Genomic DNA, 23,870 nt, shown 5'->3' with positions numbered 1-23,870 from the left:
CCCCACGGCTGGGCCGGCCGAACCGTCCCCCACGGCTGGGCCGGCCGAGCCGGCCCGCCGGGCGCGGTCCGGTTCGTAGAATCCGTGCCATGGCGCAGATCGTCGAGTTGCTGGCCTCGCCCGTGCACCGCTTCCTGGGTCGCCCCAGTGACGGTCCGGCGCCCGCCCCACCGGGCGAGTTGGTCGACACCGTCGAGATCCGGGCCGGCCTCGGCATCGTCGGCGACCGCTACTTCGGCAAGCCGGCGCACCGCGACGCCAGCATCACGGTGATCGCCCAGGAATCGCTGCCGGCGGGCATCGGCCTGGCGCAGGTCCGGCGCAACATCCTCACCACCGGCCTGGCCGTGGACGAGCTGATCGGCCGGGTGCTGGTCCTCGACTCCGGCGACGGTCCGGTTGGCCTGCGGGTGAACCGGGCGGCCCGCCCGTGCGCCTGGATGGACGTCACGGTGGGCCCGGGCGCCTGGAAGGCGCTGCGGGCCACGGGCGGCGTCCGGTGCACGCCCCTGCACGACGGCGTGCTGCGCGTCGGCCCGGTCGACGCCACGGTGAGCTGACCGGCGTTCAGGCCGGGCTGATGTGCGCGGCGAGGACGCGCCAACCGTGCGGGTCGTCGTGTACCCAGGTGCGGGTGTAGCGCAGGCGCGCGGCGAACGGGGCACCGTCGAAGGTCCCGGCCACCCGGGCCAGACAGAACGTCACGCCGGTCGACCCGAGGACGAGCAGGTTCAACTCCTCCTCGACGAGGTCCTCGACGACCGAGGTCCGATCCCGGTGCGTGGCGAGGTCCTCCGCCTTGGTGTACCGGCGGTCGTCCGGGCCGATCGCGATCAGTTGGTCGATCAGCAACTGGTCCAGGGCCGCGACGTCACCGGCCCGCTGGGCGGCCTGCAGGGTGCGTTCGGCGTCGAGCAGTTCCGCCTCGCGTGCGCTGTCCGGCATGGTGCCGTCCTCCTGGTCTTCCGCGCCGGCGTCACCCGTCCGGACTGACCGCATTGTGGCAGTCCCCGCCACCCGGACGAGGGCGCATCGGCGTGGCGGCACGCGCGTCCGTCTCGGAATCGCCGGCAGTAGACCTTTTCATCCCGAATACTGGCCTCATGTCACGGGAGGTAGTGCCGAATGAATGCTCCTGATCCCTCCGGCCAGCAGGCCGGGCTGCCCACCGTGGTGCTCGTGCACGGGGCTTTCGCCGACTCGTCGAGCTGGAACGGGGTGATCGCCCACCTCAAGCGTCGGGGCTATCCGGCCATCGCGGTCGCCAACCCGCTGCGCGGGGTGCAGGAGGACGCCGCCTACGCCCGCTCCGTCGTGGACAGCGTCGACGGTCCGGTCGTCATGGTCGCGCACTCGTACGGCGGAGCGGTGATGACCGAGGCCGCGGACGGTGCCGCGAACGTCAAGGCCCTGGTGTACGTCGCCAGCATCAGCCCGGACGTCGGCGAGAGCGTGGTCGACCTGGTCATGAAGTATCCCGGCAGTCAACTCGTCAGCGCGGTCAAGATGGTGCCCTTCCCGCTACCCGACGGTGGGACGGCGATGGATCAGTACATCAAGCAGGACAGGTTCCCGGCCGTGTTCGCCGCCGACGTCGACCCCGACCTCGCCGAACTGATGGCGGTCACCCAGCGACCGGCATCCGAGCGGGCCCAGACCGGGTCCGTGACCAGAACGGCCTGGAAGAGCATCCCGTCGTGGACCCTGATCAGCACCCAGGACCAGGGCATCCCGCCGGAGCTGCAACGGTTCATGGCCCAGCGGGCCGGGTCCACCGTGGTCGAGGTCGACGCGTCGCACGCCGTGGCGGTCTCGCAACCCGGCCCGGTCGCCGACCTCATCGACACCGCCGCCCGCGCCACCATGGGCTAGCCGCAGGCGCTGCTACTAGGCTTCGTGCCATGGCGGACCAGGACCGTCCGGGCACGCACGCCGTCGACGTGACGCGACCGGTCGAAGCGGTCGTCCGGGAGATCCTCGCGGTGGTCCCGGCCGGGTGCACCTGGCTGGTGCCGGTGCCCGACGACCAGCGGGCGGTCGCCGACTGGCGGATCGCGGCGACCAGTGGGCAGAGCCAGGACATCTACGGTCGGGGCATCGACCGGGTGGGCGCCTGCCTCAGCGAGTTGTACCCCAGCATGGTCGGTGGGCCGCTCTGGCAGCTCTACGACCAGGTCTTCGGCACCGGGGCATCCGGCCGCCTGGCCGACTTCCGGTACGTGGAGCGACGGACCGGCGTCGTCGCCGACTCGCTGTTCGACGTCGAGGTGCACCGCGTCCTCGGTGGTCTGCTGGTGTCCTGGCAGCGGCTCGACGAGGACCGTCGCCGCCTGGACCGCACCGAGCGCCTGGGCAGCCTCGGCTGGGCCGAGTACGACCTGGCCAGTGGGGTGAGCCAGTGGTCACCGGGGATGTACCGCATCTTCGAGCGGGATCCCGCCCTCGGGCCGATGTCCCGCGCCGAGCAGGCCGCCGCCCTGCTCCCCGACGACTACCTGCTGCGCGAGGCGGCGTGGCAGACGCTGGACAGCGGGGAGTCCTCCGACGTGACGGTCCGGTTTCAGACGACCGCCGGGCTGCGGCACCTGCGGATCCTCTCCGACATCTCCCGGGACGCGAACGGCGTACCGCTGAAGATCCACGCCGTGGTGCAGGACGTGACCGCCCGGGTCGACTCGCGTACCGCCATCGAACGGCTCAGCGACCAGTTGCGGACGCGGGAGCTGACCGCGCTGGCCGAGCACCGGCTCGCCGGGCAGTTGCAGAACCTCATCCAGCCGGTGCCCCGGGAGAAGTTCGCCCTGCCCGGCATCGAGGCGGTGGTCAACTACCTGCCCGCCGAGAGCACCGCGCAGGTCGGCGGTGACTGGTACCACGCGCAGGCCCTGCCCGACGGCACCGTCGTGCTCGCCGTCGGCGACGTCGCCGGTCACGGCCTGGACGCGGCGAGCGGGATGGCGCACCTGCGCTTCGCCCTGGTGTCCTGGCTGTCGATCGGCATCGGGGACCCGTCGGTGCTGCTCGGGCACCTCAACCGGCTCTGCGGCCAGCTCTCGATCACCGCCACCGCCGTGGTCGCCCTGTACGACCCGGCGACCCGGACGCTCTGCTGGGGCCGCGCCGGGCACCTCGCGCCGCTGCTGTCCCGCGCCGGCCGGACCGAACCGCTCGAATGCCCTCCGGGTCTGCTGCTGGGCGCCGTCGCCGACTCGACGTACCCGGTGCTCACCCCGCGACTGCGCCCCGACGACCTGGTGCTGTTCTACACCGACGGCCTGGTGGAACGTCGGGAACCCGAGCAGGACCGGTCAGGACAGGTACGCGCCACGCTGTCCGCGCTCAGCGCGACGCCGGGGGAGCAAACCCTCACCCGGCTGCGGAATCTGCTGCACCAGCCCAGCCCGGACGACGACACGTGCACCCTGGCCGTGCGCGTGCTGCCCTGAGCCGCAGCCCGCTCACCGCGAGAGCCGGATCCGGACCACCGTGCCCGCACCGGTGGTGAGCACCCGTACCTCGTCGCAGACCTGCTCGACGATGGCCAGCCCACGACCGCGTACCGCGTTCGCGGCGGGCATGTCCCGGCCGAGCGCCCGCCCCGGGCCCTGGTCGACGACGTCGCAGAACACCTGGTCACCCTCGGCCCACAGCCGGACCCGGCCGCCCCCGGTGGTGTGCTGCAACGTGTTGGTCGCCAGCTCGCTGACCGCGAGCACCAGCAGCTCGGCCCGCTCGGCCGACAGGCCCCGCGCCGTGGCGCCGTCGCAGACGAACGCGCGCAGCGTACGCAGGTCGGCCGCTGCCTCGTACGCCATGGTGTCGGTGCCCGGGGCGGACGGAGGCTCCTCGGCCACGGCGTGGGTCTCGCGTCGGTCGGCCGCCATCAGCCCGCCAGCCGCGGGTCGTCGGCGGGCGGACGCAGCAGGCTGCCCACGCCGGTGATGTCGAGGACGGCCGCGACCGGACCGGAGGCGTTCACCGCGTACAGGTGCCGGCCGCTCGCGCGCGCCGCCTGATGGGCGGTCACCAGGCCGTGCAGGCCCGTGGAGTCGAGGAACCGGAGCCCGCCGACGTCGACCACCACCACCGCGGCGGCGCGTACCGCCGCGGACAGCACGGTCGTCAGCTCAGGCTGGGCCGCCAGGTCGCACTCACCGGTCAACGTGACCACGATCCGCCCGGGTTCCGTGGACGTGCGGGCCTCGAAGTGCGCCATCGGACAGCAGCACCCTTCCTCGTCGCGTCAGCCGTTGTCGGGACATCATGTCATCCGATGGCCGGTAGGCCACGTCCTCCGTTCGGCGGTTGATCAAGAAGACGCGGCCCCTGTGCGGCGGCGACGGGTCAGGAACCCGCGTCGAACGCGACGGACTCGCTCAGCTCGCGCCACCGCGCGTCCGACGCGGCGAGCGTGTGGGCGACCGTCGCGGCGGCCGCCACGGCGTCGGCGCCCAGGAGCAACCGTGCGGGTGGGTCGTCGACGAGGGTGATCTCGATGATCGCCCGCGCCGCCCGGGCGGGATCGCCCGGCTGGGTTCCGCTGGTGCGGCGCATCCGCTCGACGACCGGCTCGATCACCGGCCGGTACGGCTCGGTGGTCGGCAACATGCTCATCGAGGCGCCCGCCCAGTCGGTGCGCAGCGCGCCGGGTTCGACCGTGGTGATCCGGATCCCGAACGAGGAGACCTCGGTGGCGAGTACCGCCGAGAAGCCGGCGACCGCCCACTTGGCGGACTGGTACGCGCCCAGGCCGGTGCTGGCGACCCGGTCGCCGACGCTGGAGATCTGGACGATGTGCCCGCGCCCCTGCTCCCGCAACACCGGCAGGGCGGCGCGGGTCAGGTGGACCACGCCGAAGAAGTTGGCGTCGATCTGCGCCCGGAAGGCGTCCTCGGACATGTCCTCGATCGCACCGACGTCGGCGTACCCGGCATTGTTGACCAGGACGTCCAGGGCGCCGAACGCGTCCACCGCCGCAGCTACGGCCGCCCGGGCGGCGGCCGGATCGGTGACGTCGAGCGCGATCGCCCGGACCTGGTCGCCGTACCGGTCGGTGAGGTCGGCGAGCTGCGCGGGGTTGCGGGCGGTGGCGACGAGCTGATCGCCGTCGGCCAGTACGGCCTCGGCGAGCGCCCGGCCGAGCCCTCGCGAGCAGCCGGTGACGAGCCAGACTCGCGGCACGACGGTACCTCCTCCTGTCAGGTGGCGCGGTCGCTACGGGCGGATGTCCAGGGCGCCGATCAGGCCGTCGCGCAGGGTGAACCGGTAGCGCAGCTCGACCGGACTGCCGGGGAAGTCGCCCGACACCCGCGTGCGGACCAGGTACGAGTCGCCGGCCTGGGGCGTGACCCCGACCGGTTCGGCGGTGTACGAGTACTCCGCCATCGTCCGCTCCCGCCAGGAGCGGATGGAGGGCCGACCGTCGTACAGCCGGTCCTCGTCGGCCACGCTCGCCGTGTCCGCGAAGCAGGCGACGAAGGCATCCACGTCCCCGTCGCCGACGGCCCGGAAGTACCTGTCGATCACGTCGGGCAGGTCGACCGCCATCTGCTCCTCCTGCGGCACGGGCCGCCGTCGGGCGGCCCCCGTGGTCCCGGTCCGACCTCACGGTACGAGACACGGCGGGTGGGGCGCGGCGCAACCGGCAGAACCGCCGTTCCGGCGCCCGCGGGTTTGCCGCCGCCCGCCCCGGGTAGCCACGCGTCCCGGCGACGGAAGGGGCGGGTCCATGGCCGAACTGGCGTTCGTCGACAAGGTGGCGGCACGGGCGGGCATCGCGCCGGCCGAGGCACGCCCGCTGACCGAGGCCGTGCTGCGGACGCTCACCGAGCGCCTCAGCGGGGGAGAGGCCACCGCGCTGGCCCCGCACGTGGCCGACGAGCTGAGCCCGCTGCTGGTCAAGGCCGCCGAACCGCCCGAGACATTCGGGTACGACGAGTTCCTGCGCCGCGTCGCCGACCGCGCCGGCACGGACCGGGCCGGGGCCGAGCGGGGCGTACGAGCGGTCCTGGAGACGATGCACCGGGTGGTCGGACACCGGGAGTTCTCCGATGCCCTGTCCCAGCTCCCGGCGGACCTGCGGGCGCTGGCGCAGCCGCTGCCGCACGGCCCCTGACCACCCGGGGCGTGGCCCGACCCGCCGGTCAGGCCACGCCCCCTCGTCCGAGGTCAGCCGGTTACCCCGCTACTGACCACCCACTTCTGGTGGGCGCCGCCCGCGTACGTGCCGAGCTGGATCTGGGTGCCGTCGCCGGTGTTACCGCCGGCGGCCTCCATGATCTTGCCGGACTGCGGGTTGCGGATCGACCCGTCGCTCTGCGGCTGCCAGATCTGCGCGCCGGTGCCGTTGCAGGTCCAGAGCTGGATCTTCGTGCCGTTCGCGGTACCGGCGTTGTCCACGTCGAGGCACTTGCCCAGCACCCGGTACGTGTCGCCGACCCGGGTCCAGGACTGGGCGGCGGTGCCGTTGCAGGTCCAGAGCTGGATCTTCGTGCCGTCGGCGAAACCGGAGTTGTCGACGTCCAGGCACTTGCCGCCGACGCCGGTGATGGTGCCGCCGACGGACGGTGGCGGGCTGCCCGGGATGGAGTTGAGCGTGTACCACGCCTCGGTGCTCCACAGTGACTGGCCGCTGGTGGAGGTGAACGGGCGCGGCGAGCGCAGGTGCACCACCCGACCGGCCTTACGACCCGCCACCACGAGGCTGACCGTCTTCCCGTCCGCCGACAGGGTGGCCGAGGTGACGGTCAACGTCTCCTCGTCGACCTTCGGCCCGCCGTAGGCCGACGTCGGCTGGTACCGCCATTGCTTGAGCTTGTAGTGGGACGCGAGGTTGGCGGCGGTCGTCGCCGAGACGGGCTGGGTGTACTCCACCTCGAAGCCGGTCGTGGTGGCGCGCATCGCGAGCATCTCGAAGGTGCTGGCGCTGTTCGGGGTGAGCTTCTGCAACCCGTACGTCAGCTTGCCGGTCTGGCCCCAGTTGCCGCCCGCGCCGAGCCCACCAACGTAGATCGCGCCGTCCGGGCCGAGGTTGACCTCGGAGACGCCCGCCTCCAGGCCCTGGGTGAGCCGGAACAACGCGCCCTGGTACTCGCCGTTGACCTTCTCCACACTGGCCCGTTGCAGGCCGCCGTACGTCACGTCGCCGATGACGAACTGGCCGGCGTAGCGGCCGCTGGTCAGGTAGAGCGGCGTGCTGGGGGAGTTGGCGATCTCGTTCTGCGGCATCCACAGCACCGGCGGGGTGACCAGGGCCCTGTCGAACGGGCCGACCGGGGTCGTGTAGTGGTTGAAGAACCGGCCCTGCTTGATGTGCACCAGCTTGGACGAGGGCAGCCAGCCGCCCTGGTTGTCGGTGACGAAGATGCCGCCCTCCGGGCCCCAGCCGATGCCGTGCGGGGTGCGCAGGCCGCCCGCGACGTAGCTGACCGCGCCGGTGTCCTTGTTGACCTTGATGGTGGTGCCCCGGTTGGCGGCCGGCTGCGGCACGGTGGTCGCGCCACCGTAGTCGATCGACACCGACAGGTTCAGGTAGAAGAACCCGTCCCGGTAGAGCAGGCCGAACGCGAACTCGTGGAACTTGCCGCCGTACGGCCAGGTGGCGACGGTGTCGAGACGGTCGGCCACCTCGTCGCCGTTGGTGTCCACGAGCCGGGTCAACCGCTGCTTCTCCGACACGTAGACCACGCCGTCGACGACCTTGAGCCCCATCGGCTCCTTGAGGCCGCCGGCGATCTTCTTGGTGGTCACCGAGCCCGGGCCGGTCGTGCCGCCGGTGCCGCCCATGACGTACACCTCGCCGTCCTGGGACGTGCCGGACTGGTCGCTGCCACCCCAGGTGCAGATGACGAGCCGCCCGTCGGGCAGCCAGTCCATCCCGGTGACCTTCGGTTGGAAGCTGCCGGGTCGCAGGTTCGTGAGCGTGTAACCGGGGTGCACGCCGGTCAGCGGCAGGCCGTCGCCGGGCGTGTCGCTGACGCCCTCGCACTCCTTGCGCCCCGGCGCGGTGACCCGTACGACACCGGCGTCGGTGCTCAACGCCGAGTTCGGTACGACCACGAAGGACGACGAGCCGGGCGTACGCCACTCGAGGGTGATCTGCTGGTCGCCACCGCGCTCGAAGTGGTCGATGCGCAGCGGGTGCAGGCCGGCGGCGAGGGTGACCGTGCCCTCCTTGGGCGGGGTGGCGCCGTGCAGGCCGTCGTGGTTCACGACGACGGTGTTGTCGATCGTCAGCCTGGACCCGTCGTCGCTGCTGAGCCGGAAGGTGTAGCTGCCGGCCTGGGTGACGGTGATGTTGCCGAGGACCTGCGAGACGAAGTTGTCGTCGAAGCCGAAGTCGGCCGCCGACGTCCAGTTGATCGTGGACATGAGCTTGTCCACATTGGGCGTCTGCGCCGGCTTGAGCGTACAGATCTCCGAGAGCGGCACCTGGACGTCGTAGACGCGCAGGGTGACGCCCGGCTCCTGTTCCGGAGCGGCGTCGGCCGGGGCGGCCCAGAGGCCGACGGTGAGGACGAGCGCGAGCGCGCCCAGGACGGGACTGCGGAATCGGCGAGGCAGCCGTGTACCCATCGTTCCTCCAACGAGGATGAGGAGTGACCGACGGCCGGCGTGCAGCATGGTGAGGTGGTGGCCGCCGGCCCGGTCCGTAACGTCCTCGACGCCGACGAGTGACGATCCGGAAACACCGGGTTGATGGGTCGAGACATTAAGGTGTTTCGATTGAGGTGTCCATGCCTTTGCATCGATGCATCAAAAGTTCCCGATGTCTTTGCGAAAGTTCGCGGCACTGATCCCTGAATGTCCGGGGATGTGGCCGGCTACCAGGGTCTCAGCGGCGGCCGCGACGGGCCGGCCGGCGGTTCGCTCCGCCGCGTGGGCGGGGAGCGCCACCGCCCTGTGGACGTGCCGCGCCGCCACGTTGGCGGGTCGCGCCCGTGGACGGCCGTGCCGCCGGGCGACGGCGGGCCGCCACGACGATGAGCGTGCCCACGACGGCGACGATGGCGGCGGGAACCACCCACGGCGGGAGCCCGCCTTCCTTCGCGGGGGCCGGCGGCGCGGCGGCGGGGGTGATCGCCGGGTCGAGTGTCGCCGCCGGCACGGCGGACGCCGACGCCTTGCCTTCGGCCTGGGCGAGCAGGGCCGGATCGGGACCGTTCGTCGGCGCCGTCCAACCGGCCGGAGCCGCCGTGCTCGGCCCCTGGTAGTCGAAGGTGACGGTGCCGCGTACCGCCTCACCGTCGGAGGCGACCGTGAGGTAACTCGCGGTGTAGCGGCCCTTCGCGGGCCAGTGCGCGACCGCCACCATCGCGGGGAAGCCGGTGTGGTACAGCCGTGGCTCGAAGGTGCCGTTGACCATGAAGTACTCCTGGACCGGCTTGTCCAATCGCTTCGGCTCGCCGTATGACCAGCCGCTGTCCACCCGCGACCCGTCCGGACCGGTGAGGGTGAAGTGCGCGTTGGCGGCGGGTTTCTCGGTGAAGTACAACCCGACCCGCTCGAGGGGTTGGCGCACCACCGTGCCGGTCAGCGGGGTGGACGTCGCCAACTGGCCGTGCGCCGACGCCGGGGCGGCGGGCAGCGCCAGCGACGCGACCACCAGCGCGGCCAGCCCCACCAGGGCACGACGCGCGACATTACCGACAGTGACCAGCCTCGATCGCATTCGTTCATCATGGTCATTTCGCCGCCGCCGAACAAGACGTAGAGTTCACCCTCCGACGATCACCTCGACACCCCGTCCCCTCGCGTCGTTCGGAGTCCACCCGTGCCCGTCCCCGGTTCGCGCCCCACCGCCCGCTCCGCCGCCCTGCTGGTCACCGGTCTGCTCACCGCCCTGCTCGCCACCGGCTGCGGCCAGGACGACGACCCGTCCGTGGCCACCCCCTCGACGGCCCCGACCTCCGCCGCCGCGCCGACCACCTCGGCCGCGGCGGCCCCGACCGGCGATCCCACCCCGGCCGCCACGCCCAGCGCGCCCACGGTCGACCGGGAGATCACCGTGACCATCGCCAAGCGACGGATCACCCCGCCGACCGGCCGGGTGACCGTGACCAAGGGCCAGTCGGTGCGGATCACGGTCACCTCGGACGTCGCCGACGAGCTGCACGTACACGGGTACGACCTGGGTGCCCGGCTGCCCGCCGGCACACCGGGCTCGGTGCAGTTCCGGGCCGACAAGACCGGGCTGTTCGAGGTCGAGACGCACGAGACCGAGCTGGTGCTGTTCCAGCTCGTCGTCCGCTGACCGCAATGACCGCCGCACCCACGCTGCTGGCGCACGGCGTCGGCGGCCGGCAGGATCTCCCGATCACGCTGCCCGAACTCGTCGTGGCCGCCGCCCTGACCCTGGTCGTCACGTTCGTCGCGCTGGGCGTGCTCTGGCGCGAGCCACGCCTGGACCGGGACGCCGCAGGTGGTCGTCCGGTGCCGGACCGGCTGGCCCGCCTCGTCGACGCCCCCGCGCTGCGGTGGGCGCTGCGCGTACTGGGCCTGCTCGCCGCCGGCTGGTTCTGCGTGGGCCTGCTCGCCGGGCCGGACACCCCGGAGAACCCGACGGCCGGCGCGCTCTACGTGCTCCTCTGGGTCGGCCTGGTGCCCGTCTCGCTGTTGTTCGGTCCCGTCTGGCGGGCGGTCAACCCACTGCGTACCGTGCATCTGCTCGGCGCGCTGGCGGCCCGGCGCGACCCGACGCGCGGCGTCCGTGAACTGCCGGTCGGTCTGGGTCTCTGGCCCGCCGCGCTCACCCTCTTCGGGTTCGTCTGGCTCGAACTGGTCGCGCCGGACCGGGCCACCCTGCCGGTCATCACCGCGTGGCTGGCCGGGTACGCCGTGGTGATGCTGGCGGGCGCAGTGGTGTTCGGGGCGGGCTGGTTCGACCGGGCCGACCCGTTCGAGGTCTACAGCGGGCTCGTCGGCCGGCTCGCTCCGATCGGCCGGGCCGCCGACGGTGTGCTGGTGTGGCGCAACCCGCTCGACGGCATCGCCGGGCTGCGGCCGCGCCCCGGCCTGGTCGCCGTGGTGGTCGTGCTGCTCGGCTCCACGATGTTCGACAGCCTCTCCAACGCGCCGGCCTGGCTGCGCTTCGCCCAGGAGAACGGGCTGCCGCCGGTGGTCACCGGCAGTGCCGGGCTGGTCCTGGTCATCGGGGCCGTCGCCGTGGCGTACCTGGCCGCCACCGGCGTCGCGGCCCGGGTCGGCCGCACCGGGCGGACGGACGGCGACGCGGACGCGGGGCGGCGGGTGCCGGGCGAGATCGCGCACTCGATCGTGCCCATCGCGGTGGGCTACGTGGTGGCGCACTACTACTCGCTGCTGGTCCTGGAGGGTCAACGCACCCTCGCCCTGCTGTCCGATCCCCGGGACACCGGCGCGGACGTCTTCGGCACCGCCGGCTGGGAACCGCACACCGCGTTGGTGACCCCCTCCGGGGTGGCCAACCTTCAGATCACCGTCATCATCGTCGGTCATCTGCTCGGCACGCTGCTCGCCCACGACCGCGCCCTGTACCTGTTCCCCCGGGCGCGGGCGGTCGCCGGTCAGCTCCCGCTGCTCGCGCTGATGGTCGCCTACACCATCGCCGGTCTGCTGCTGCTCTACGCCGGTTAGGCCGTTGTCAAAGCCCGAAGCCGGTCGCTGGTCGCCCGCCGCTCGCGGGCTCGTGCTCCGGCCGGATCGGAGCCGCCCGCTCCATTGAGCGTGATGCCTCTGGGTCATCAAGATGACGCAGAGGCATCACGCTCAATGTGGTGTCCGCCGGCCGGCAGTCCGCCGTCCGCGCCCGCAGACGAGGATGGGGGCGTGGACTCTGCTCTCAAGCGCTACCTCGACGATCTCGTGGACACCGCCCGGGACGTGCTCGGCGACGGGCTCGTCGGCGCGTACGCGGCGGGTTCGGTGGGTCTCGGCGCGTACCAGGCCGGGCGCAGCGACGTGGACGTGGCGCTGGTCTGCGCCGGTCCGCTCACCGAGGCCGTCAAGCGGTCACTGGTGGCGCGACTGCGACACGAGGCGCTGCCCTGCCCGGCACGCGGGTTGGAACTGGTCGTCTACCAGCGGGCCGTGGCGGCGTCCGGCAGCCCCGAACCCGGTTTCGAGGTCGAGTTGAACACCGGCCGCGCCATGCCGTTCCGCCGTACCCTCGACCCGGCCGACCGACCGGGCGCCGACGGCCGGTTCTGGTACGGGCTGGACCGCAGCATCCTGCACCAGAGCGGATTGTCGCTGCTCGGTCCGCCGGCGGCGGAGGTCTTCACCGACCTCGCCCCGACCGACCTGCGTCGCCTGCTGGTCGAGGCGCTGACCTGGTGGCTGGCCCTGCCGACGCCGCCGGACGACGGTCCCGCGCCCGGCGCCGAGGACGCCGTGCTCGGCGCCTGTCGCTCGCTGGTACGGCACCGGGACGGCGTCTGGCTGTCCAAGGTGTCCGCCGGTCAGCGGCTCGTCGACGGCGGCGACCCGGCCGAGGCGATCCGCCGGGCCATCGCCGCCCGGCACGGCGGCCCGCCGCCCACCGGCCCCGAGGCCCGCGCCTTCCAGCAACGGGTACGCGCCGAGATCGCCGGCTGAGCGGTGCTCAGCGCACCGGTCGGGGTTGCAGCGAGGCGAAGAGCAGGTTGAGCCCCTCGGCCATGGTCGGATGGGTGATGATCGCGTCCCGCAGCGCGGTCCACGGCATCCGCGCCAGCATGGCCAACTGCACCGAGGTGATCACCTCGCCCGACTCCGGACCGAGCAGCGACGCGCCCAGGATCAGGTCGGTGCGGGTGTCGATCACCGCCTTCCACATGCCCCGGGTGTCCCGCAGCGTACGGGCGCGGGGGATCGCGGCGACCGGAAGGTGGGCCACCTCGACGTCGTACCCGGCCCGGCGCGCGTCGCTCTCGCTGAGACCGACCCGCGCCAGCTCCGGGGTGGTGAAGACGGTGTACGGGATGAGCCGTCCCGAGGTGCTGCGCCGCTCACCGGTCAGGTTGGCCCGGATGATCCGGTAGTCGTCGAGCGAGACGTGCGTGAACTGCGGGCTGCCCGCGACGTCCCCGGCCGCCCAGGTCCGTTCGGCGCTGGTGCGCAGGTACTCGTCGACCAGCACGAAGCCGTGCTCGTCGAGCCGGACGCCGGCCGCGTCCAGCCCGAGCCCGTCGGTGACCGGTGCCCGGCCGGCCGCCACCAGGACCTCGTCACCGGTCACCACGCTGCCGTCGTCGAGGGCGACCCGGAGCGTCCCGTCGGGATCACGGTCGACGCGGGCGACGGCCACGCCGACGCGGACGTCGATGCCGTCGGCGAGGAAGACCCGCATCAGCGCGTCGGCGACGTCCGGGTCCTCGCGGCTGAGCAGTTGCGGGCCGCCCTCGACCACCGTCACCGCGCTGCCGAACGAGGCGAACATCTGCGCGAACTCGACCCCGACGGTCCCGCCGCCGAGCACCACCAGCCGTGCCGGCAGTCGCTCCAGCCGGAGCAGGTCGTTGCTGGTCAGCACGCCCGCCTCGGTCATCCCGGGCACGGACGGCAGATGCGGGCGGGTGCCCGTGTTGATCACCACGTCGGCGCCGCGCAGCAGCCGTTCGCCTCCGTCGGCAAGGGTCACCCGCACGGTCCGGGCGGCGACGAACCGGGCCGAGCCGATCACCAGGTGCAGACCCGAGTCGAGGAACTGTTGCCGGTTGGCGGCCACCATCTGCTCGACCACGTCCTGTTTGTGCGCCCGCAGCAGGTCCACGTCGACCCGGGCACCCTCGACGGAGAGGCCGAGCGCGGCGGCCTGCCGTAGCTGGTGAGCCACCCGCGCGCTCGTCACCAGCGCCTTCGTGGGGATGCACGCGACGTTGATGCAGCTCCCGCCGATCATGCCGCGCTCCACCATCGCCACCCGGCGTCCGGCGCGCGCCAGGTCCATGCTCAGCGTCTTGCCCGCCTTGCCGCCACCCACGACGAGCAGGTCGAAGTCCTCCGGTTGATCGGGCACGGGTACTCCTTCGCGGCCGGGAGGCTCGTCGTCGCCACTTCGGGCGGCGGTCGTCGGTGCGGGTCGGCCAGCCCAGCCTGCCAGCTCCGACGGCACGTCCGGGGTGGTTCCCGGCGAAAGCCGGCGGGGTCCTCAGGCCTCGGCGGTGACCAGGTAGAGGGTGACGCTCGCCAACAGCGGCCCGGCGGTGAGACGTCGCAGCCAGGGTCGGACCTCCGCGTCGGTCAGCTCGCCGGCCGCCACCGCACGGGCGGAGTTGCGCCGCAGCCCCAGGATCCGATCGGCCGTGTCGAAATCGTCGAAGACGACGGCGATCGCCTCGACCGACCGCACCCGCAGGCCGGCCCGCCCCGACAACCGGACCAGCTCCCGCCCGATGGTCGGATTCCGCACCCGACCGGCCACGAACCGGGCGAAACGGCGGCTCGTCGCCACGTCCTCGTCGGCGACGGCCAGGGTGTCCCAGTCCGGTTCGGTCACCACCAGCACACCCGTCGGGCGCAGCACCCGGTGCACCTCCACCAACGCCGCCGCAGGATCCGCCACGTGCATCAGGACCCGGTCGATCCGGGCCCGGTCCATGCTGTCGTCGTCCAGCGGAAGCGTGTGGACGTCGCCCCGACGCAGGTCGACCCCCGGCCGGTCGGCCACCCGCCGACCTGCCTCGGCGAGCATCCCCGGGTCACGGTCGATCCCGACCACCAGGCCGTCGGCGCGGACCACGTCGGCCAGTCGCCCCAGGTCGGTACCGGGTCCGCAGCCGACGTCCACCACGCGGTGCCCCGGCCGCAGATCGAGCGCGTCGACGGCACGCCTCTTGTAGTCACGCCCGGTCGGAATGGCCGCGGCCGTGTCCAGGTACGCGATCCGGTCCGCACTCGTGAGCTGGCTCATCCGCCCATCCCACCACCGGTTCGTGGGCGTGTCGTGACGACAGTGTGCTGATTCGGTGCAGGCTCCCGACCGCGGATCCTGCCGGGCCCGGGGCGCATGCGCCCCGGGCCCGGTCCGTCAGCGCTGAGGTCAGTGCCGGGCGTTGCCGTTGTCGCTGACCGGCTGCCCGAAGGCCAGGAAGGGTACGGGCGTCGGGTCGGGGCGGGTGAAGATCGGCTCGGGCTGCGGAGCGGGCGTTCCCGAGGTGGCCGTCCGGTCGGGCAGCGCTACCGGATAGCGCACGGGCGTCCCCTCCGGGCGCTCGTCATCGGTCCGGTCACCGTCGGTGTCCTCCGCCTCGGCCGGGGTCTCCTCGGCTCGGGCCCCGTCCTGAGCGGCCGCCTCGTGGCGACCGACCCCGTCGGCACCGACCCGGTCGGCGTGGAACTGCTCGGCGTTGCCCTCGTCGCCGCCGGCACGCTCGGCATCCTCGGTGCGGTCGTTCGGTTGGTCGACGGAGAGCACCTCGACACCGGCCCGGGACGGGGCCGACCGTGGACCGACCATCGGGTACTCGGCCGTCTCCGTACCACCGGCTGCGGCGGCCATCACGGCGGCGGCGGCCAGGTCGGCCACCCGCTTCGCCTCCCGCTGCACCCGGGCGCGGACCTCCTTCGCGTGCCGCTCGGCGGAGTCGCCGGCCCGCCGGGCCTCGTCGAGCCGGGTCGCCTCGGCGGTCAGGTCCCGGCGCACCTCGCTCAGCCGTTGCTGGGTGCGGGACAGCTCGTTCTCGAGGGTCTCGCCCTCCTGGCGGACCTCGGCGAGCTGCTGCTGGGCGGTCTCCAACTCGGCGTGCAGCTGGGCCGACTCCTCGCGGCGCTCCGCGATCTCCTGCTGGAGGGCGGTCAACTGCTCCTGGTGGCTGGCGGCCTGCTCGTCGGCCCGGTTACGCAGCTCGGTGACGTGCTGCTGCGCCTCGGCCAGCAGCGCGGCGATCTGCTCCTCGGTCGAGGTGCGCTGCTCGGCCAGCTCCTCCTGCGCCGCCGCCTGCAACTCGGCGATCTCCTGCTCGGCGGCGCTGCGCCGCTCGGCGACCTCGCGCTCCACGCCGGCCTGCCACTGCGCCATCTCCTGCTGGTTCTTGGTCCGGGCCGCCTGGATCTCCTGCTGGATCTGGGTACGCGCCGACTTCATCAGCGCGTCGGCGGCCACCCGGGTCTGGTTGAGCTGCTGCGCGCTCTGCTCGGTGATGCGCTTCGCCTCGTGCTGGGCGCGTTCGTGCGCGGCCTCACCGTCGGCGCGCAACTGCTCGGCGCGTTCCCGGATCGCCGTCAACTCGGCCTCGGCCACCGCGCGCCGTTCCTCGTACGCCTGCTCCTGCTCGCTGCGCCGCGCGGCCAGTTCCTCGGACAGGTCCTGGCGTGCCTGCGCGGCCCGCTCACGGGTGTCGGCGAGGATCCGCTCCGCCTCGGCGCGCAGCTCGTTGGCCCGGTCGGTGGCCGATTCGGTGATGAGGGCGGCCTGCTTCTCGGCGAGGGTCAGGATCTCGCCCACCATCGGGCCCAGATCCTGGAACGAGGCGCGGTCCACCTGCACCGGCTGCTCGTGCATCTCGGCCAGTTCGGCGCGCAGCCGCTGCACCTCGGCGGTCAGCTCACGCACCCGCACCGCCGACCGCCCGTGCTCGCCGCTGAGCATGGCGATCTGCCCGTCGAGCTGCTCCAGGTGCCGGTCCACCTGGCGTTTGTCGTAGCCGCGCAGGGCGAGCTCGAAGCTCGGCCGCGAGGCCGCATCGTCGCGTGTTGCGAGCGGCTCAGCGCCGATGGACATGCACCATCCTCCGTACGTCGGGCGCAAGGTCAACTGCCCTGCGGGCCGTGAGTGTGGCGCAACGCTACCGCCGAGCCCACCCCCGTGCGAAGGCGCGCACCCCTCATTCGCGGATCATGGAGTCGTGGTGCCCGGAAGGCCCGGATCCGCGGCTCTTGTCAGCCACCACGACTCCATGATCGACGGTGCTCAGTGCCGGCTGCTCAGCGGCGGCGGCGGGCCAGCAGGACGGCGTCGTGGTGGATTGCGTCGTGGGGGCCGGGGCGGGGGCGGGTGTCGACGGTTTGGACGTCCCAGTGGGTCGGGTCCAGTTCCGCGGCGACCTCCTCGGCGGTGTACATCATGTCCGGCATGTGCAGTCGGTGACTCGACGCCCACAGGTCCATCGGATGGTGGCCGACGATCAGCAGGGCCCCGCCCGGGGCCACCGCGGCGGCGAGGCGGGCGAACAACTCCCGCTGCTGCTCCGGGGGCAGGTGCATGTACTGCGCCGTCACCAGGTCGTACGCCTCCTCGGCGGGCGGCTTGTCGCGCAGGTCGGCGTGGGTGAACTCGATCCGGTGACCGACCCCGGCGGCGTCGGCGTGCTCGGCGGCCCGGCCCAGGGCGGTGGTCGAGATGTCCACCGCCGTGACCTGCCAGCCCCGCTCGGCCAGCCACACCGCGTCGGCGCCCTCACCGCTGCCCACGTCGAGCGCCCGCCCCGGGGTCAGCTCGGCGGTCTCGGTGACCAACTGCGGGTTCGGGCGGCCACTCCACACCGCCGGCTTCGACTGGTACCGCTCCTCCCACGCCGGTTCCTCGAAGGTCGTGGCGACCAACTGCCGGTACGCGGTCACCGCGTCCCGGGTCTCCTCGGCGATGAGGTCGGCGTTGATCGCCGCCCCGGCCATCAGCCCGGCGGCGGCCGACGTGATGACCTGCCCGCGCAGGTCGGCCACGTTGCCGGCCACCCAGACACCGGGCACGGTCGTCGCCCCGGTGGCGTCGGACGGGATCTGGGTGCCCACCACGTGCCCGCCCATGGTCACTTCCTCCGGTGCGAGGCCCAGCCCCACCAGCAGGTCGGACCGGGGTGACGTGCGGGTGGCGACCACCACCACGTCGAGCGCCACCACCCGGCCGTCGGCGAGCCGGACACCGCTGAGCGCGTCCCCGGTCACCTCCAACGCGGCGATCGGCCCGGGCACCACCGCGATGCGCCGGGCGGCGAGCCGCTCGGCCGTCTCCTCGTCCGGGGTCGGCGCGTCGTGCAGCAGGAGCAGCACGTCGGAGGACCACTGCCGCCACATCTCGGCCTGGTGCACGGCCATCGGCCCGGTCGCCAGGATGCCGATCCGCCGGTCCTGTACCTCCCAGCCGTGGCAGTACGGGCAGTGCAGCACGTCACGGCCCCACCGCTGCGCCACCCCGGGCACGTCGGGCAGCTCGTCGGTGAGCCCGGTGGCCACCAGGAGGCGGCGGGCCCGCACCGCGTCGCCGTCGTCCAGGGTGAGCCGGAAGGCGTCGTCGTCGCGGGTCGCGGTCCGGACCCGGCCGGCGCGGAACTGCCCGCCGTACCCGGCCACCTCGGCGCGTCCGGCCGCGATCAGCTCGGCCGGTGGCGTTCCCTCCCGGCCGAGGTAGTTGTGCACATGGTCGGCGGGCGCGTTGCGCGGCTCCCCGGAGTCGATCACCAGCACCGATCGGCGGGCGCGGCTCAGCGCCAGGGCGCCGCTGAGCCCGGCCGCGCCGCCGCCCACCACCACCACGTCGTACGTCTCGTCCACCGGAAAGTCCCCCTCTTGAGTCGGCTGAGCCCACCATCCGTCGCCGTCGCCGAGATGGCAAGTATCGTTGCCGTTATGGCAAACGAGGATGACGCCGCGCTGGCAGCCGTCGGGCCCCGACTGCGGGCCCTGCGCCAGCAGCGCGGCACCACGCTGGCCCAGCTCGCCGACCTGACCGGCATCTCGGTGAGCACCCTGTCCCGGCTGGAGTCCGGCAGCCGCAAACCCACCCTGGAGCTGCTGCTCCCGCTGGCCCGGGCCTACCAGATCGCGCTGGACGAGTTGGTGGACGCCCCGGCCACCGGCGACCCCCGGGTACGCCCCAAGCCGATCGTGATCCACGGTGTGACGCACCTGCCGCTGACCCGCCGACCGGGCGGTCTACAGGCGTTCAAGCAGATCTTCCCGCCGGACCCGACCGCCGGGGGACGGAGTCCGCAGGTCCACGAGGGGTACGAGTGGCTGTACGTGCTCTCGGGCCGGCTGCGCCTGGTGCTCGGTGACCGTGACCTGATCCTGATGCCGGGGGAGGTGGCCGAGTTCGACACCCGCATCCCGCACCTCTTCTTCAATCCCGGGCCGGGCACCGCGGAGGCGCTCAGCCTCTTCGGGCCGCAGGGAGAGCGGCTGCACGTACGCGCCCGCCCCGCTGCCACCGAGCGGTAATAGCCGGGCGACCTGGCCGGTGCTCCCGAGCGTGGCCTGACCACTAGGGTCACCCCGTGACCGGATATGCCGTCGCCGGGCGGAGGGACATCGCCGCAGTCGGCCCCCCGATCGCCGAGGACCGCACGCACGGTGGCACCGCGACGGTCCGGGTCGGACCTCACGGGGCGTTCTCCGCGAACAGCGTGGGGGTCAGTGGATCGCCCTTTCCGTTGAGTTTCAGCGTCCGCGAGATCAACGGCTCCTGGATGGTCGATGCGACCGCGGCGCAGGCCGTGGAACTGGCCGACGTGCTCATGCCTCCCGCCAACGACACGATCATGGTCGTTGGCCTGGAGACGAACAGCTTCCTGGACGAGGAGTACCAGCAGTGGCTGCCGTCACGGATCGCTGCGGAGCAGGGCGTCAGCTTCGCGGCACACGATGTGTCTGTGCTGGCGTCCGGTGTCGTTGGTCTCAGCGAAGAGGCCCTACTGATCGACCGCGAGCAGATACCTCGTTTCCTGACCGGCTGGTCACCCTACGAACTGACATTGCTGGACCTTCCGGGTACGCCGACGGCCGAGCGCCTCGACGAGGCGATCATCACCGTTGGGAGCGCCAGGTTCGACGAGCCGGTTCTGCCTGATCTTCCCGGCTCGCGCCTGTTGTTCTCCGGACATGACGACTGCTACGTCTTCGTCGAGACGACGGATCGGGCTGTCCCAGCGCGGCTGCTGGGTCGTCTCCTGGCACTGCTGGTCGGCTCGGCGCTTGTCGGCAGCGCGGCGGTGGAGGTGACGGCGCCGCCGGTCGAGACCGTCGAGCGCCTGATCGAGGAGAGCCGGCACTGGGTCGGCGAGATCGCTACCAGCACGCCGGGCTCGGTGACCGTTGACCTGTACGCCACGTCCGAGCCGTGGCGGCTCGGTCAGCCCGTCCCGGCGCAGGTCGACCGCAGGGCCGTCTACGACGTCGCGAACAGCACCTGGCAGGTCCCCGCCCCCGCCGGGTCCGACTGAGCGGTGATCATCACGACATCGGCGATGTCGGGGTATCCCGGCCAGCTGGATACCCCGACATCGGTGACCTCGTGTCGATCATCCGCAGGGCACGGCGCCCTCAGCGCGGGGCGGCCAGCGGCGCCGTCGTCGACCCGAAGGTGGTCAGGAACCGGTCCCGGAACGAGTCCATCGGCCACACCGGCGCCTGCGGGCCGGGGCGCAGGCCGTCCTGCCAGCCCCACCCCGCGATCCGGTCGAAGACCTCCGGGTCCCGGGCGACGATGGTGATCGGCACGTCCCGACTCGCGCCCTCGCCGGTCACCACTGGAGCGGGCTGGTGGTCGCCGAGAAAGACCAGCACCAGGTCGTCGTCGCCGTAGGTCTCGACATAGGAGATCAGCGACTGCAACGAGTAGGCGATGGCCTGCCGGTAGCCGGCGCGCGCCCGGCCGGCGTCGCCCGGGTCGTCGTCCTCCGCCGTGGCCTGATCGTGGTAGATCGAGCCGTCGCCCACCGCGTCCCAGCCGATCATGCGGGGCACGGCCGTCCACGGGGAGTGGCTGGAGATCAGCGGGATCTCCGCCATGATCGGACGGTCCGCGTCGGCCCGGACCTGCCGCTGGAAGAAGGACAGCGTGTACTGGTCGGGCATCGGGGCGTAGCTGAACTTCGGGCCCCGGTAACCGAGCGCCTCGGCGTCGTAGTAGCGGTCGTACGAGAAGAAGTCCTTCTCCGGCCAGGGCTGGGTCGCCGCCGGCAGCACCCCGACGGTCTCCCAGCCGGCCCGGCGGAACGCGCCGTTCAGGGTGAGCCGGTCGCTGGCCAGCAGGCTGCGGTGCCGCTGCTCGTTGTCCGTCCACAGGCCCGACAGCAGGGTGTCGTGCGCCAACCAGCTACCGCCGCCGAACGTGGGGGAGGTGAGAAAGCCGCTGCGGGAGCCGTAACCGGCGGCGCGCAGCCGCGCGGTCCCGGCGTCCAGCACCGGGTTGACCTGCGGCGCCAACTCCGGGTCCTCGACGGCGTCCCGCCCGTAGCTCTCCACGAAGGCCAGCACCACGTCCTTGCCGCGCAGCCCGGTCAGCAACTGCTCGCCCGGGGCGTCCTGGAACGGGTCGGCGTCGATCTGAGCCGTGAACCGGCTCCGGTCGTGCAGCCGCGCGTCGACCTGTTCGGCGTGCGCGCCCACCAGCGCGGTGGCCCCGGCGTCGGCCACCGGCACGCCCGGCACGAGCCGGACCCCGGCGACCGCGCAGACGACCCAGACGGCCGTCAGCGCGGCCACCGTCCGGGTCGCCGTCCGCTCGTGGTCGACCAGCAGGGACGCCAGCCGCCGCAGCGCCACGGTCACCACGACCAGCAGCGCTCCGACCAGCAGCACGACGCCGACCACCGCGCCGAGCGCGCCGGCCCGCCCCGCCGAGTCCCGGACGAAGCCGAACGCGTCGTCCAGCAACAGCCAGTCCAGCACCAGGTCGAACGGCCGGTCGAGGGCCGTGCGGAACCCCAGGTCGGCGAGCCGCACGATGGCCAGCAGGCCGAGCAGCGGCCCGAGCACGGCCACCACCGCGCGCCGTGGGCGTGCCGGCAGCGCCAGCAGCAGCGCGGCGATCAGCAGACCCTCCAGCGGGATGCGCACGAACGCGCCGGGGGTCAGCTCACCGAGGCGGTCCGGTCCGATCAGGACGGCGTACACCAGCAGGACCGCCAGCGTCGTGCCCACCCACCGTCGCGCCCGCCGCGCCGGGCCGTCCGACGCGGGCGACACCACGGGAGTACGACCACCGGCGTGACCGGTCGACGCGGCGCGCCCGGGTAGCCGGTCGGCCAGCCGGCGTCGCCGAGCGGGAAGGGTCATCGGGGCCTCCAGTCGGAACGCACCGTACCGGCCGAGCGGGCCGCCAGCGCGCGCCTGGGCACCGGCAGCGCCGTCGTGTGCACCGGCAGCGCCGCGCTGGGCACCGGCAGCGCCGCGGTCGGCGCCGGCAGCAGTGCGCGAGCCGGCCGGGGCGCCGGGCGGCGCCGCCACAACCAGGCCACGTCCCGGCCGAACGACTCGACAAGCAGCGCCAACGCCGCCACCAGGACCAGTGTGGTCCACGGCTCCGGTAGGGCCCGCGCGGCGGCCACCGTCAACAGCACTCCCTGGGCGGCGGCCACCACCTTGCGCCAGAAGCGCGGCGGCAACGTGCCCCGGAGCCAGGGCAGCACCGCGCTGGCCGCGACGAAGACGTACCGCATCGCGCCGATGGCCAGCACCCAACTCCCGGCCGCCGGGGCCACGTAGACGCTGAGGACCAGGATGAGGAACGCGTCGACCTCCATGTCGAAGCGGGCCCCCAGGGCACTGACCGTGCCGGTGCGCCGGGCGACCTGACCGTCCACCGCGTCCAGCAGCAGGGCCACCGCGCTCAGCGTGACCAGCAGCCCCACCGGCGTCGGGCGGTCGAACGAGTCCACCACCAGCGCGGTGACCGCGCCGACCAGGACGCCCCGGGCCAACGTCACCCGGTCGGCGGGGCCGAGGCGGGACGCGCCGGACAGGTGCAGGCCCCGGCTCAACGCGAGGCAGGTGACCGCCGCGTAGCCGACGCCGGCCAGCCAACCCGCCGCGTCCAGACCCACGGTGGCGGCCAGCGCCGCCAGCACGGCGAGCTGTGCGGTAAGCCCGATCACCGGACCGCTTCGAACTGTGGGCACCGTACCTCCGTGTTTATGATCGACGACCCCGACAGGGAACACGGAAATCAGGGCCGTTCGGTTCGACCGGGACAAAAGGTGAGGTGTACGAGGGTGAACCGCGAGGCGTACGCCTGCTGGGTGCGCGAGCCCGGCGCGGCGGAGATCCGGCCGGTGTCGCTGCCCACCCCGGGCCCCGACGAGGTGCTGGTCCGGGCGCGTTACTCCGGGGTCAGCCGGGGCACCGAGACGCTGGTGTTCGCCGGTCGGGTGCCCGCCGACCAGTACGCCGCGATGCGTGCCCCGTTCCAGGAGGGCGACTTCCCCGGGCCGGTCAAGTACGGCTACCTCAGCGTCGGCGTGGTCGAACAGGGCCCGCCGGACCTGCTCGGGCGTACGGTGTTCTGCCTGCACCCGCACCAGAGCGCTTACGTCGTGCCGGCCGGCGCCGTGGTGCCGGTACCGGACGACGTGCCGCCGGCCCGCGCGGTGCTCGCCGGCACGGTGGAGACCGCCGTGAACGCCCTGTGGGACGCCGCGCCCCTGGTCGGCGACCGGGTCAGCGTGATCGGCGCGGGCATGGTGGGCTGCTGCGTCGCGGCGCTGCTGGCCCGGTTCCCCGGAGTCGACGTCGAGCTGGTCGACACCGACGCCCGCCGGGCCGGGGTGGCCGGGGCGCTCGGTGTCCGGTTCGCCCGACCCGCCGACGCCACCGGCGACCGGGACCTGGTCGTGCACGCCAGCGCCACCTCCGCCGGCCTGCAACAGGCGTTGGACCTGCTCGCGCCCGAGGGCACGGTGGTCGAGCTGAGCTGGTACGGCGACCGACAGGTGCAGGTGTCCCTGGGCGGGGCGTTCCACTCCGGACGACTCACCGTCCGTAGCAGCCAGGTCGGCATGGTCGCGCCCGCGCGGCGCGGTCGTCGCAGCTACACCGACCGGTTGGCGCTGGCCCTGGACCTGCTCGACGACCCGGCGTTCGACGCGCTGATCACCGGCGCGTCCCGGTTCGCCGAGCTGCCCGACGTACTCGCCCGACTGAGTTCGGGCGACCTGCCCGCGCTCTGCCACCTCATCACCTACGACGACGGGGAGTGA

General features: G+C 73.0%; 22 protein-coding genes and 1 pseudogene. 10 read left to right on the top strand and 13 right to left on the bottom strand.

Translation table 11 applies throughout. The features are described from left to right. The first annotated feature begins 89 nt into the window (after positions 1-89). Positions 90-560 carry a molybdenum cofactor biosysynthesis protein gene (locus ACN263_RS16155; protein ID WP_422735122.1) on the top strand — a complete coding sequence of 157 codons (471 nt, stop codon included), beginning with the start codon at positions 90-92 and terminating at the stop codon, positions 558-560. A gap of 7 nt (positions 561-567) precedes the next feature. Here ACN263_RS16155 and ACN263_RS16150 read toward each other — a convergent pair whose 3' ends face one another. Further along, on the bottom strand, positions 568-999 hold the full coding sequence (locus ACN263_RS16150; RefSeq protein WP_422735121.1) for a nuclear transport factor 2 family protein: 432 nt from the start codon (positions 997-999) through the stop codon (positions 568-570). 126 nt (positions 1,000-1,125) lie between these two features. Here ACN263_RS16150 and ACN263_RS16145 point away from each other — a divergent pair, with 126 nt between their 5' ends. Further along, a complete protein-coding gene (locus ACN263_RS16145) occupies positions 1,126-1,872 on the top strand; it encodes an alpha/beta fold hydrolase (RefSeq protein WP_422735120.1) in 747 nt (248 codons plus the stop codon). A 29-nt stretch (positions 1,873-1,901) separates the two neighbouring features. Beyond that, positions 1,902-3,446: a PP2C family protein-serine/threonine phosphatase gene (locus tag ACN263_RS16140; protein ID WP_422735119.1), complete on the top strand. Its 1,545-nt coding sequence runs from the start codon at positions 1,902-1,904 to the stop codon at positions 3,444-3,446. A gap of 12 nt (positions 3,447-3,458) precedes the next feature. Here the strand turns inward: ACN263_RS16140 and ACN263_RS16135 are convergent, their stop codons facing one another. The 4 genes from ACN263_RS16135 to ACN263_RS16120 form a co-directional block, all read right to left on the bottom strand. After that, complete coding sequence (locus ACN263_RS16135) at positions 3,459-3,884, bottom strand: ATP-binding protein (protein WP_422735118.1); 426 nt, start codon at positions 3,882-3,884, stop codon at positions 3,459-3,461. Then, entirely contained in the window at positions 3,884-4,216 is a 333-nt protein-coding gene (locus ACN263_RS16130; protein WP_422735117.1) for an STAS domain-containing protein, read from the bottom strand. The genes ACN263_RS16135 and ACN263_RS16130 overlap by 1 nt, the downstream gene beginning before the upstream one ends. A gap of 128 nt (positions 4,217-4,344) precedes the next feature. Then, positions 4,345-5,181: an oxidoreductase gene (locus ACN263_RS16125; protein ID WP_422735116.1), complete on the bottom strand. Its 837-nt coding sequence runs from the start codon at positions 5,179-5,181 to the stop codon at positions 4,345-4,347. Between the two features lie 33 nt (positions 5,182-5,214). Continuing rightward, positions 5,215-5,547, bottom strand: coding sequence for a nuclear transport factor 2 family protein (locus tag ACN263_RS16120; protein ID WP_422735115.1), 333 nt, complete (start codon positions 5,545-5,547; stop codon positions 5,215-5,217). A 181-nt stretch (positions 5,548-5,728) separates the two neighbouring features. Here ACN263_RS16120 and ACN263_RS16115 point away from each other — a divergent pair, with 181 nt between their 5' ends. Continuing rightward, complete coding sequence (locus ACN263_RS16115; RefSeq protein WP_422735114.1) at positions 5,729-6,115, top strand: DUF2267 domain-containing protein; 387 nt, start codon at positions 5,729-5,731, stop codon at positions 6,113-6,115. 53 nt (positions 6,116-6,168) lie between these two features. On the opposite strand, the gene ACN263_RS16110 is transcribed toward ACN263_RS16115, so the two are convergent. Both ACN263_RS16110 and ACN263_RS16105 read right to left on the bottom strand, forming a co-directional pair. Continuing rightward, positions 6,169-8,574 (bottom strand): ricin-type beta-trefoil lectin domain protein, encoded by a 2,406-nt coding sequence (locus ACN263_RS16110; RefSeq protein WP_422735113.1) that lies wholly within the window; start codon positions 8,572-8,574, stop codon positions 6,169-6,171. A gap of 259 nt (positions 8,575-8,833) precedes the next feature. After that, positions 8,834-9,670, bottom strand: coding sequence for a copper resistance protein CopC (locus tag ACN263_RS16105; RefSeq protein ID WP_422735112.1), 837 nt, complete (start codon positions 9,668-9,670; stop codon positions 8,834-8,836). Between the two features lie 102 nt (positions 9,671-9,772). Between ACN263_RS16105 and ACN263_RS16100 the strand changes: the two genes are divergently transcribed. From ACN263_RS16100 to ACN263_RS16090, 3 genes are all read left to right on the top strand, one after another. Further along, on the top strand, positions 9,773-10,252 hold the full coding sequence (locus ACN263_RS16100; protein WP_422735111.1) for a hypothetical protein: 480 nt from the start codon (positions 9,773-9,775) through the stop codon (positions 10,250-10,252). A 5-nt stretch (positions 10,253-10,257) separates the two neighbouring features. Beyond that, positions 10,258-11,613 (top strand): hypothetical protein, encoded by a 1,356-nt coding sequence (locus tag ACN263_RS16095; RefSeq protein ID WP_422735110.1) that lies wholly within the window; start codon positions 10,258-10,260, stop codon positions 11,611-11,613. Between the two features lie 192 nt (positions 11,614-11,805). Next, positions 11,806-12,573: a nucleotidyltransferase domain-containing protein gene (locus tag ACN263_RS16090; RefSeq protein WP_422735108.1), complete on the top strand. Its 768-nt coding sequence runs from the start codon at positions 11,806-11,808 to the stop codon at positions 12,571-12,573. 7 nt (positions 12,574-12,580) lie between these two features. On the opposite strand, the gene ACN263_RS16085 is transcribed toward ACN263_RS16090, so the two are convergent. The 4 genes from ACN263_RS16085 to ACN263_RS16070 form a co-directional block, all read right to left on the bottom strand. After that, complete coding sequence (locus tag ACN263_RS16085; protein WP_422735107.1) at positions 12,581-13,975, bottom strand: dihydrolipoyl dehydrogenase family protein; 1,395 nt, start codon at positions 13,973-13,975, stop codon at positions 12,581-12,583. A 132-nt stretch (positions 13,976-14,107) separates the two neighbouring features. Next, positions 14,108-14,869, bottom strand: a complete 762-nt coding sequence (locus tag ACN263_RS16080; RefSeq protein ID WP_422735106.1) for a methyltransferase domain-containing protein — start codon at positions 14,867-14,869, stop codon at positions 14,108-14,110. A gap of 129 nt (positions 14,870-14,998) precedes the next feature. Then, positions 14,999-16,678 (bottom strand): hypothetical protein, encoded by a 1,680-nt coding sequence (locus ACN263_RS16075; protein WP_422735105.1) that lies wholly within the window; start codon positions 16,676-16,678, stop codon positions 14,999-15,001. A 203-nt stretch (positions 16,679-16,881) separates the two neighbouring features. After that, on the bottom strand, positions 16,882-18,447 hold the full coding sequence (locus ACN263_RS16070; RefSeq protein WP_422735104.1) for an FAD-dependent oxidoreductase: 1,566 nt from the start codon (positions 18,445-18,447) through the stop codon (positions 16,882-16,884). A gap of 75 nt (positions 18,448-18,522) precedes the next feature. On the opposite strand from ACN263_RS16070, the gene ACN263_RS16065 reads away from it, so the two are divergent. Together ACN263_RS16065 and ACN263_RS16060 are read left to right on the top strand one after the other, a co-directional pair. Next, positions 18,523-19,113 (top strand): helix-turn-helix domain-containing protein, encoded by a 591-nt coding sequence (locus ACN263_RS16065; protein ID WP_422735103.1) that lies wholly within the window; start codon positions 18,523-18,525, stop codon positions 19,111-19,113. A 275-nt stretch (positions 19,114-19,388) separates the two neighbouring features. Next, positions 19,389-20,114 (top strand): hypothetical protein, encoded by a 726-nt coding sequence (locus ACN263_RS16060; protein WP_422735102.1) that lies wholly within the window; start codon positions 19,389-19,391, stop codon positions 20,112-20,114. A 100-nt stretch (positions 20,115-20,214) separates the two neighbouring features. Here the strand turns inward: ACN263_RS16060 and ACN263_RS16055 are convergent, their stop codons facing one another. Continuing rightward, positions 20,215-21,951, bottom strand: a complete 1,737-nt coding sequence (locus ACN263_RS16055; protein WP_422735101.1) for a sulfatase-like hydrolase/transferase — start codon at positions 21,949-21,951, stop codon at positions 20,215-20,217. Positions 21,952-22,103: 152 nt separating this feature from the next. After that, positions 22,104-22,793: pseudogene (locus ACN263_RS16050) on the bottom strand (CDP-alcohol phosphatidyltransferase family protein); the annotation flags it as partial. A gap of 93 nt (positions 22,794-22,886) precedes the next feature. On the opposite strand from ACN263_RS16050, the gene ACN263_RS16045 reads away from it, so the two are divergent. Continuing rightward, positions 22,887-23,870 carry a dehydrogenase gene (locus ACN263_RS16045; protein ID WP_422735100.1) on the top strand — a complete coding sequence of 328 codons (984 nt, stop codon included), beginning with the start codon at positions 22,887-22,889 and terminating at the stop codon, positions 23,868-23,870.

Source organism: Micromonospora sp. WMMD729, from assembly GCF_049315225.1.
Lineage (GTDB): Bacteria > Actinomycetota > Actinomycetes > Mycobacteriales > Micromonosporaceae > Micromonospora.
This window is presented reverse-complemented; position numbering and strand designations above follow the sequence as displayed.

Coding starts and splice junctions, on each gene's coding strand:
- ACN263_RS16155 (WP_422735122.1), top strand. CDS start 90: ATGGCGCAGATCGTCGAGTTGCTGGCCTCGCCCGTGCACCGCTTCCTG.
- ACN263_RS16150 (WP_422735121.1), bottom strand. CDS start 999: ATGCGGTCAGTCCGGACGGGTGACGCCGGCGCGGAAGACCAGGAGGAC.
- ACN263_RS16145 (WP_422735120.1), top strand. CDS start 1,126: ATGAATGCTCCTGATCCCTCCGGCCAGCAGGCCGGGCTGCCCACCGTG.
- ACN263_RS16140 (WP_422735119.1), top strand. CDS start 1,902: ATGGCGGACCAGGACCGTCCGGGCACGCACGCCGTCGACGTGACGCGA.
- ACN263_RS16135 (WP_422735118.1), bottom strand. CDS start 3,884: ATGGCGGCCGACCGACGCGAGACCCACGCCGTGGCCGAGGAGCCTCCG.
- ACN263_RS16130 (WP_422735117.1), bottom strand. CDS start 4,216: ATGGCGCACTTCGAGGCCCGCACGTCCACGGAACCCGGGCGGATCGTG.
- ACN263_RS16120 (WP_422735115.1), bottom strand. CDS start 5,547: ATGGCGGTCGACCTGCCCGACGTGATCGACAGGTACTTCCGGGCCGTC.
- ACN263_RS16115 (WP_422735114.1), top strand. CDS start 5,729: ATGGCCGAACTGGCGTTCGTCGACAAGGTGGCGGCACGGGCGGGCATC.
- ACN263_RS16110 (WP_422735113.1), bottom strand. CDS start 8,574: ATGGGTACACGGCTGCCTCGCCGATTCCGCAGTCCCGTCCTGGGCGCG.
- ACN263_RS16105 (WP_422735112.1), bottom strand. CDS start 9,670: ATGCGATCGAGGCTGGTCACTGTCGGTAATGTCGCGCGTCGTGCCCTG.
- ACN263_RS16095 (WP_422735110.1), top strand. CDS start 10,258: ATGACCGCCGCACCCACGCTGCTGGCGCACGGCGTCGGCGGCCGGCAG.
- ACN263_RS16080 (WP_422735106.1), bottom strand. CDS start 14,869: ATGAGCCAGCTCACGAGTGCGGACCGGATCGCGTACCTGGACACGGCC.
- ACN263_RS16075 (WP_422735105.1), bottom strand. CDS start 16,678: ATGTCCATCGGCGCTGAGCCGCTCGCAACACGCGACGATGCGGCCTCG.
- ACN263_RS16065 (WP_422735103.1), top strand. CDS start 18,523: ATGGCAAACGAGGATGACGCCGCGCTGGCAGCCGTCGGGCCCCGACTG.
- ACN263_RS16055 (WP_422735101.1), bottom strand. CDS start 21,951: ATGACCCTTCCCGCTCGGCGACGCCGGCTGGCCGACCGGCTACCCGGG.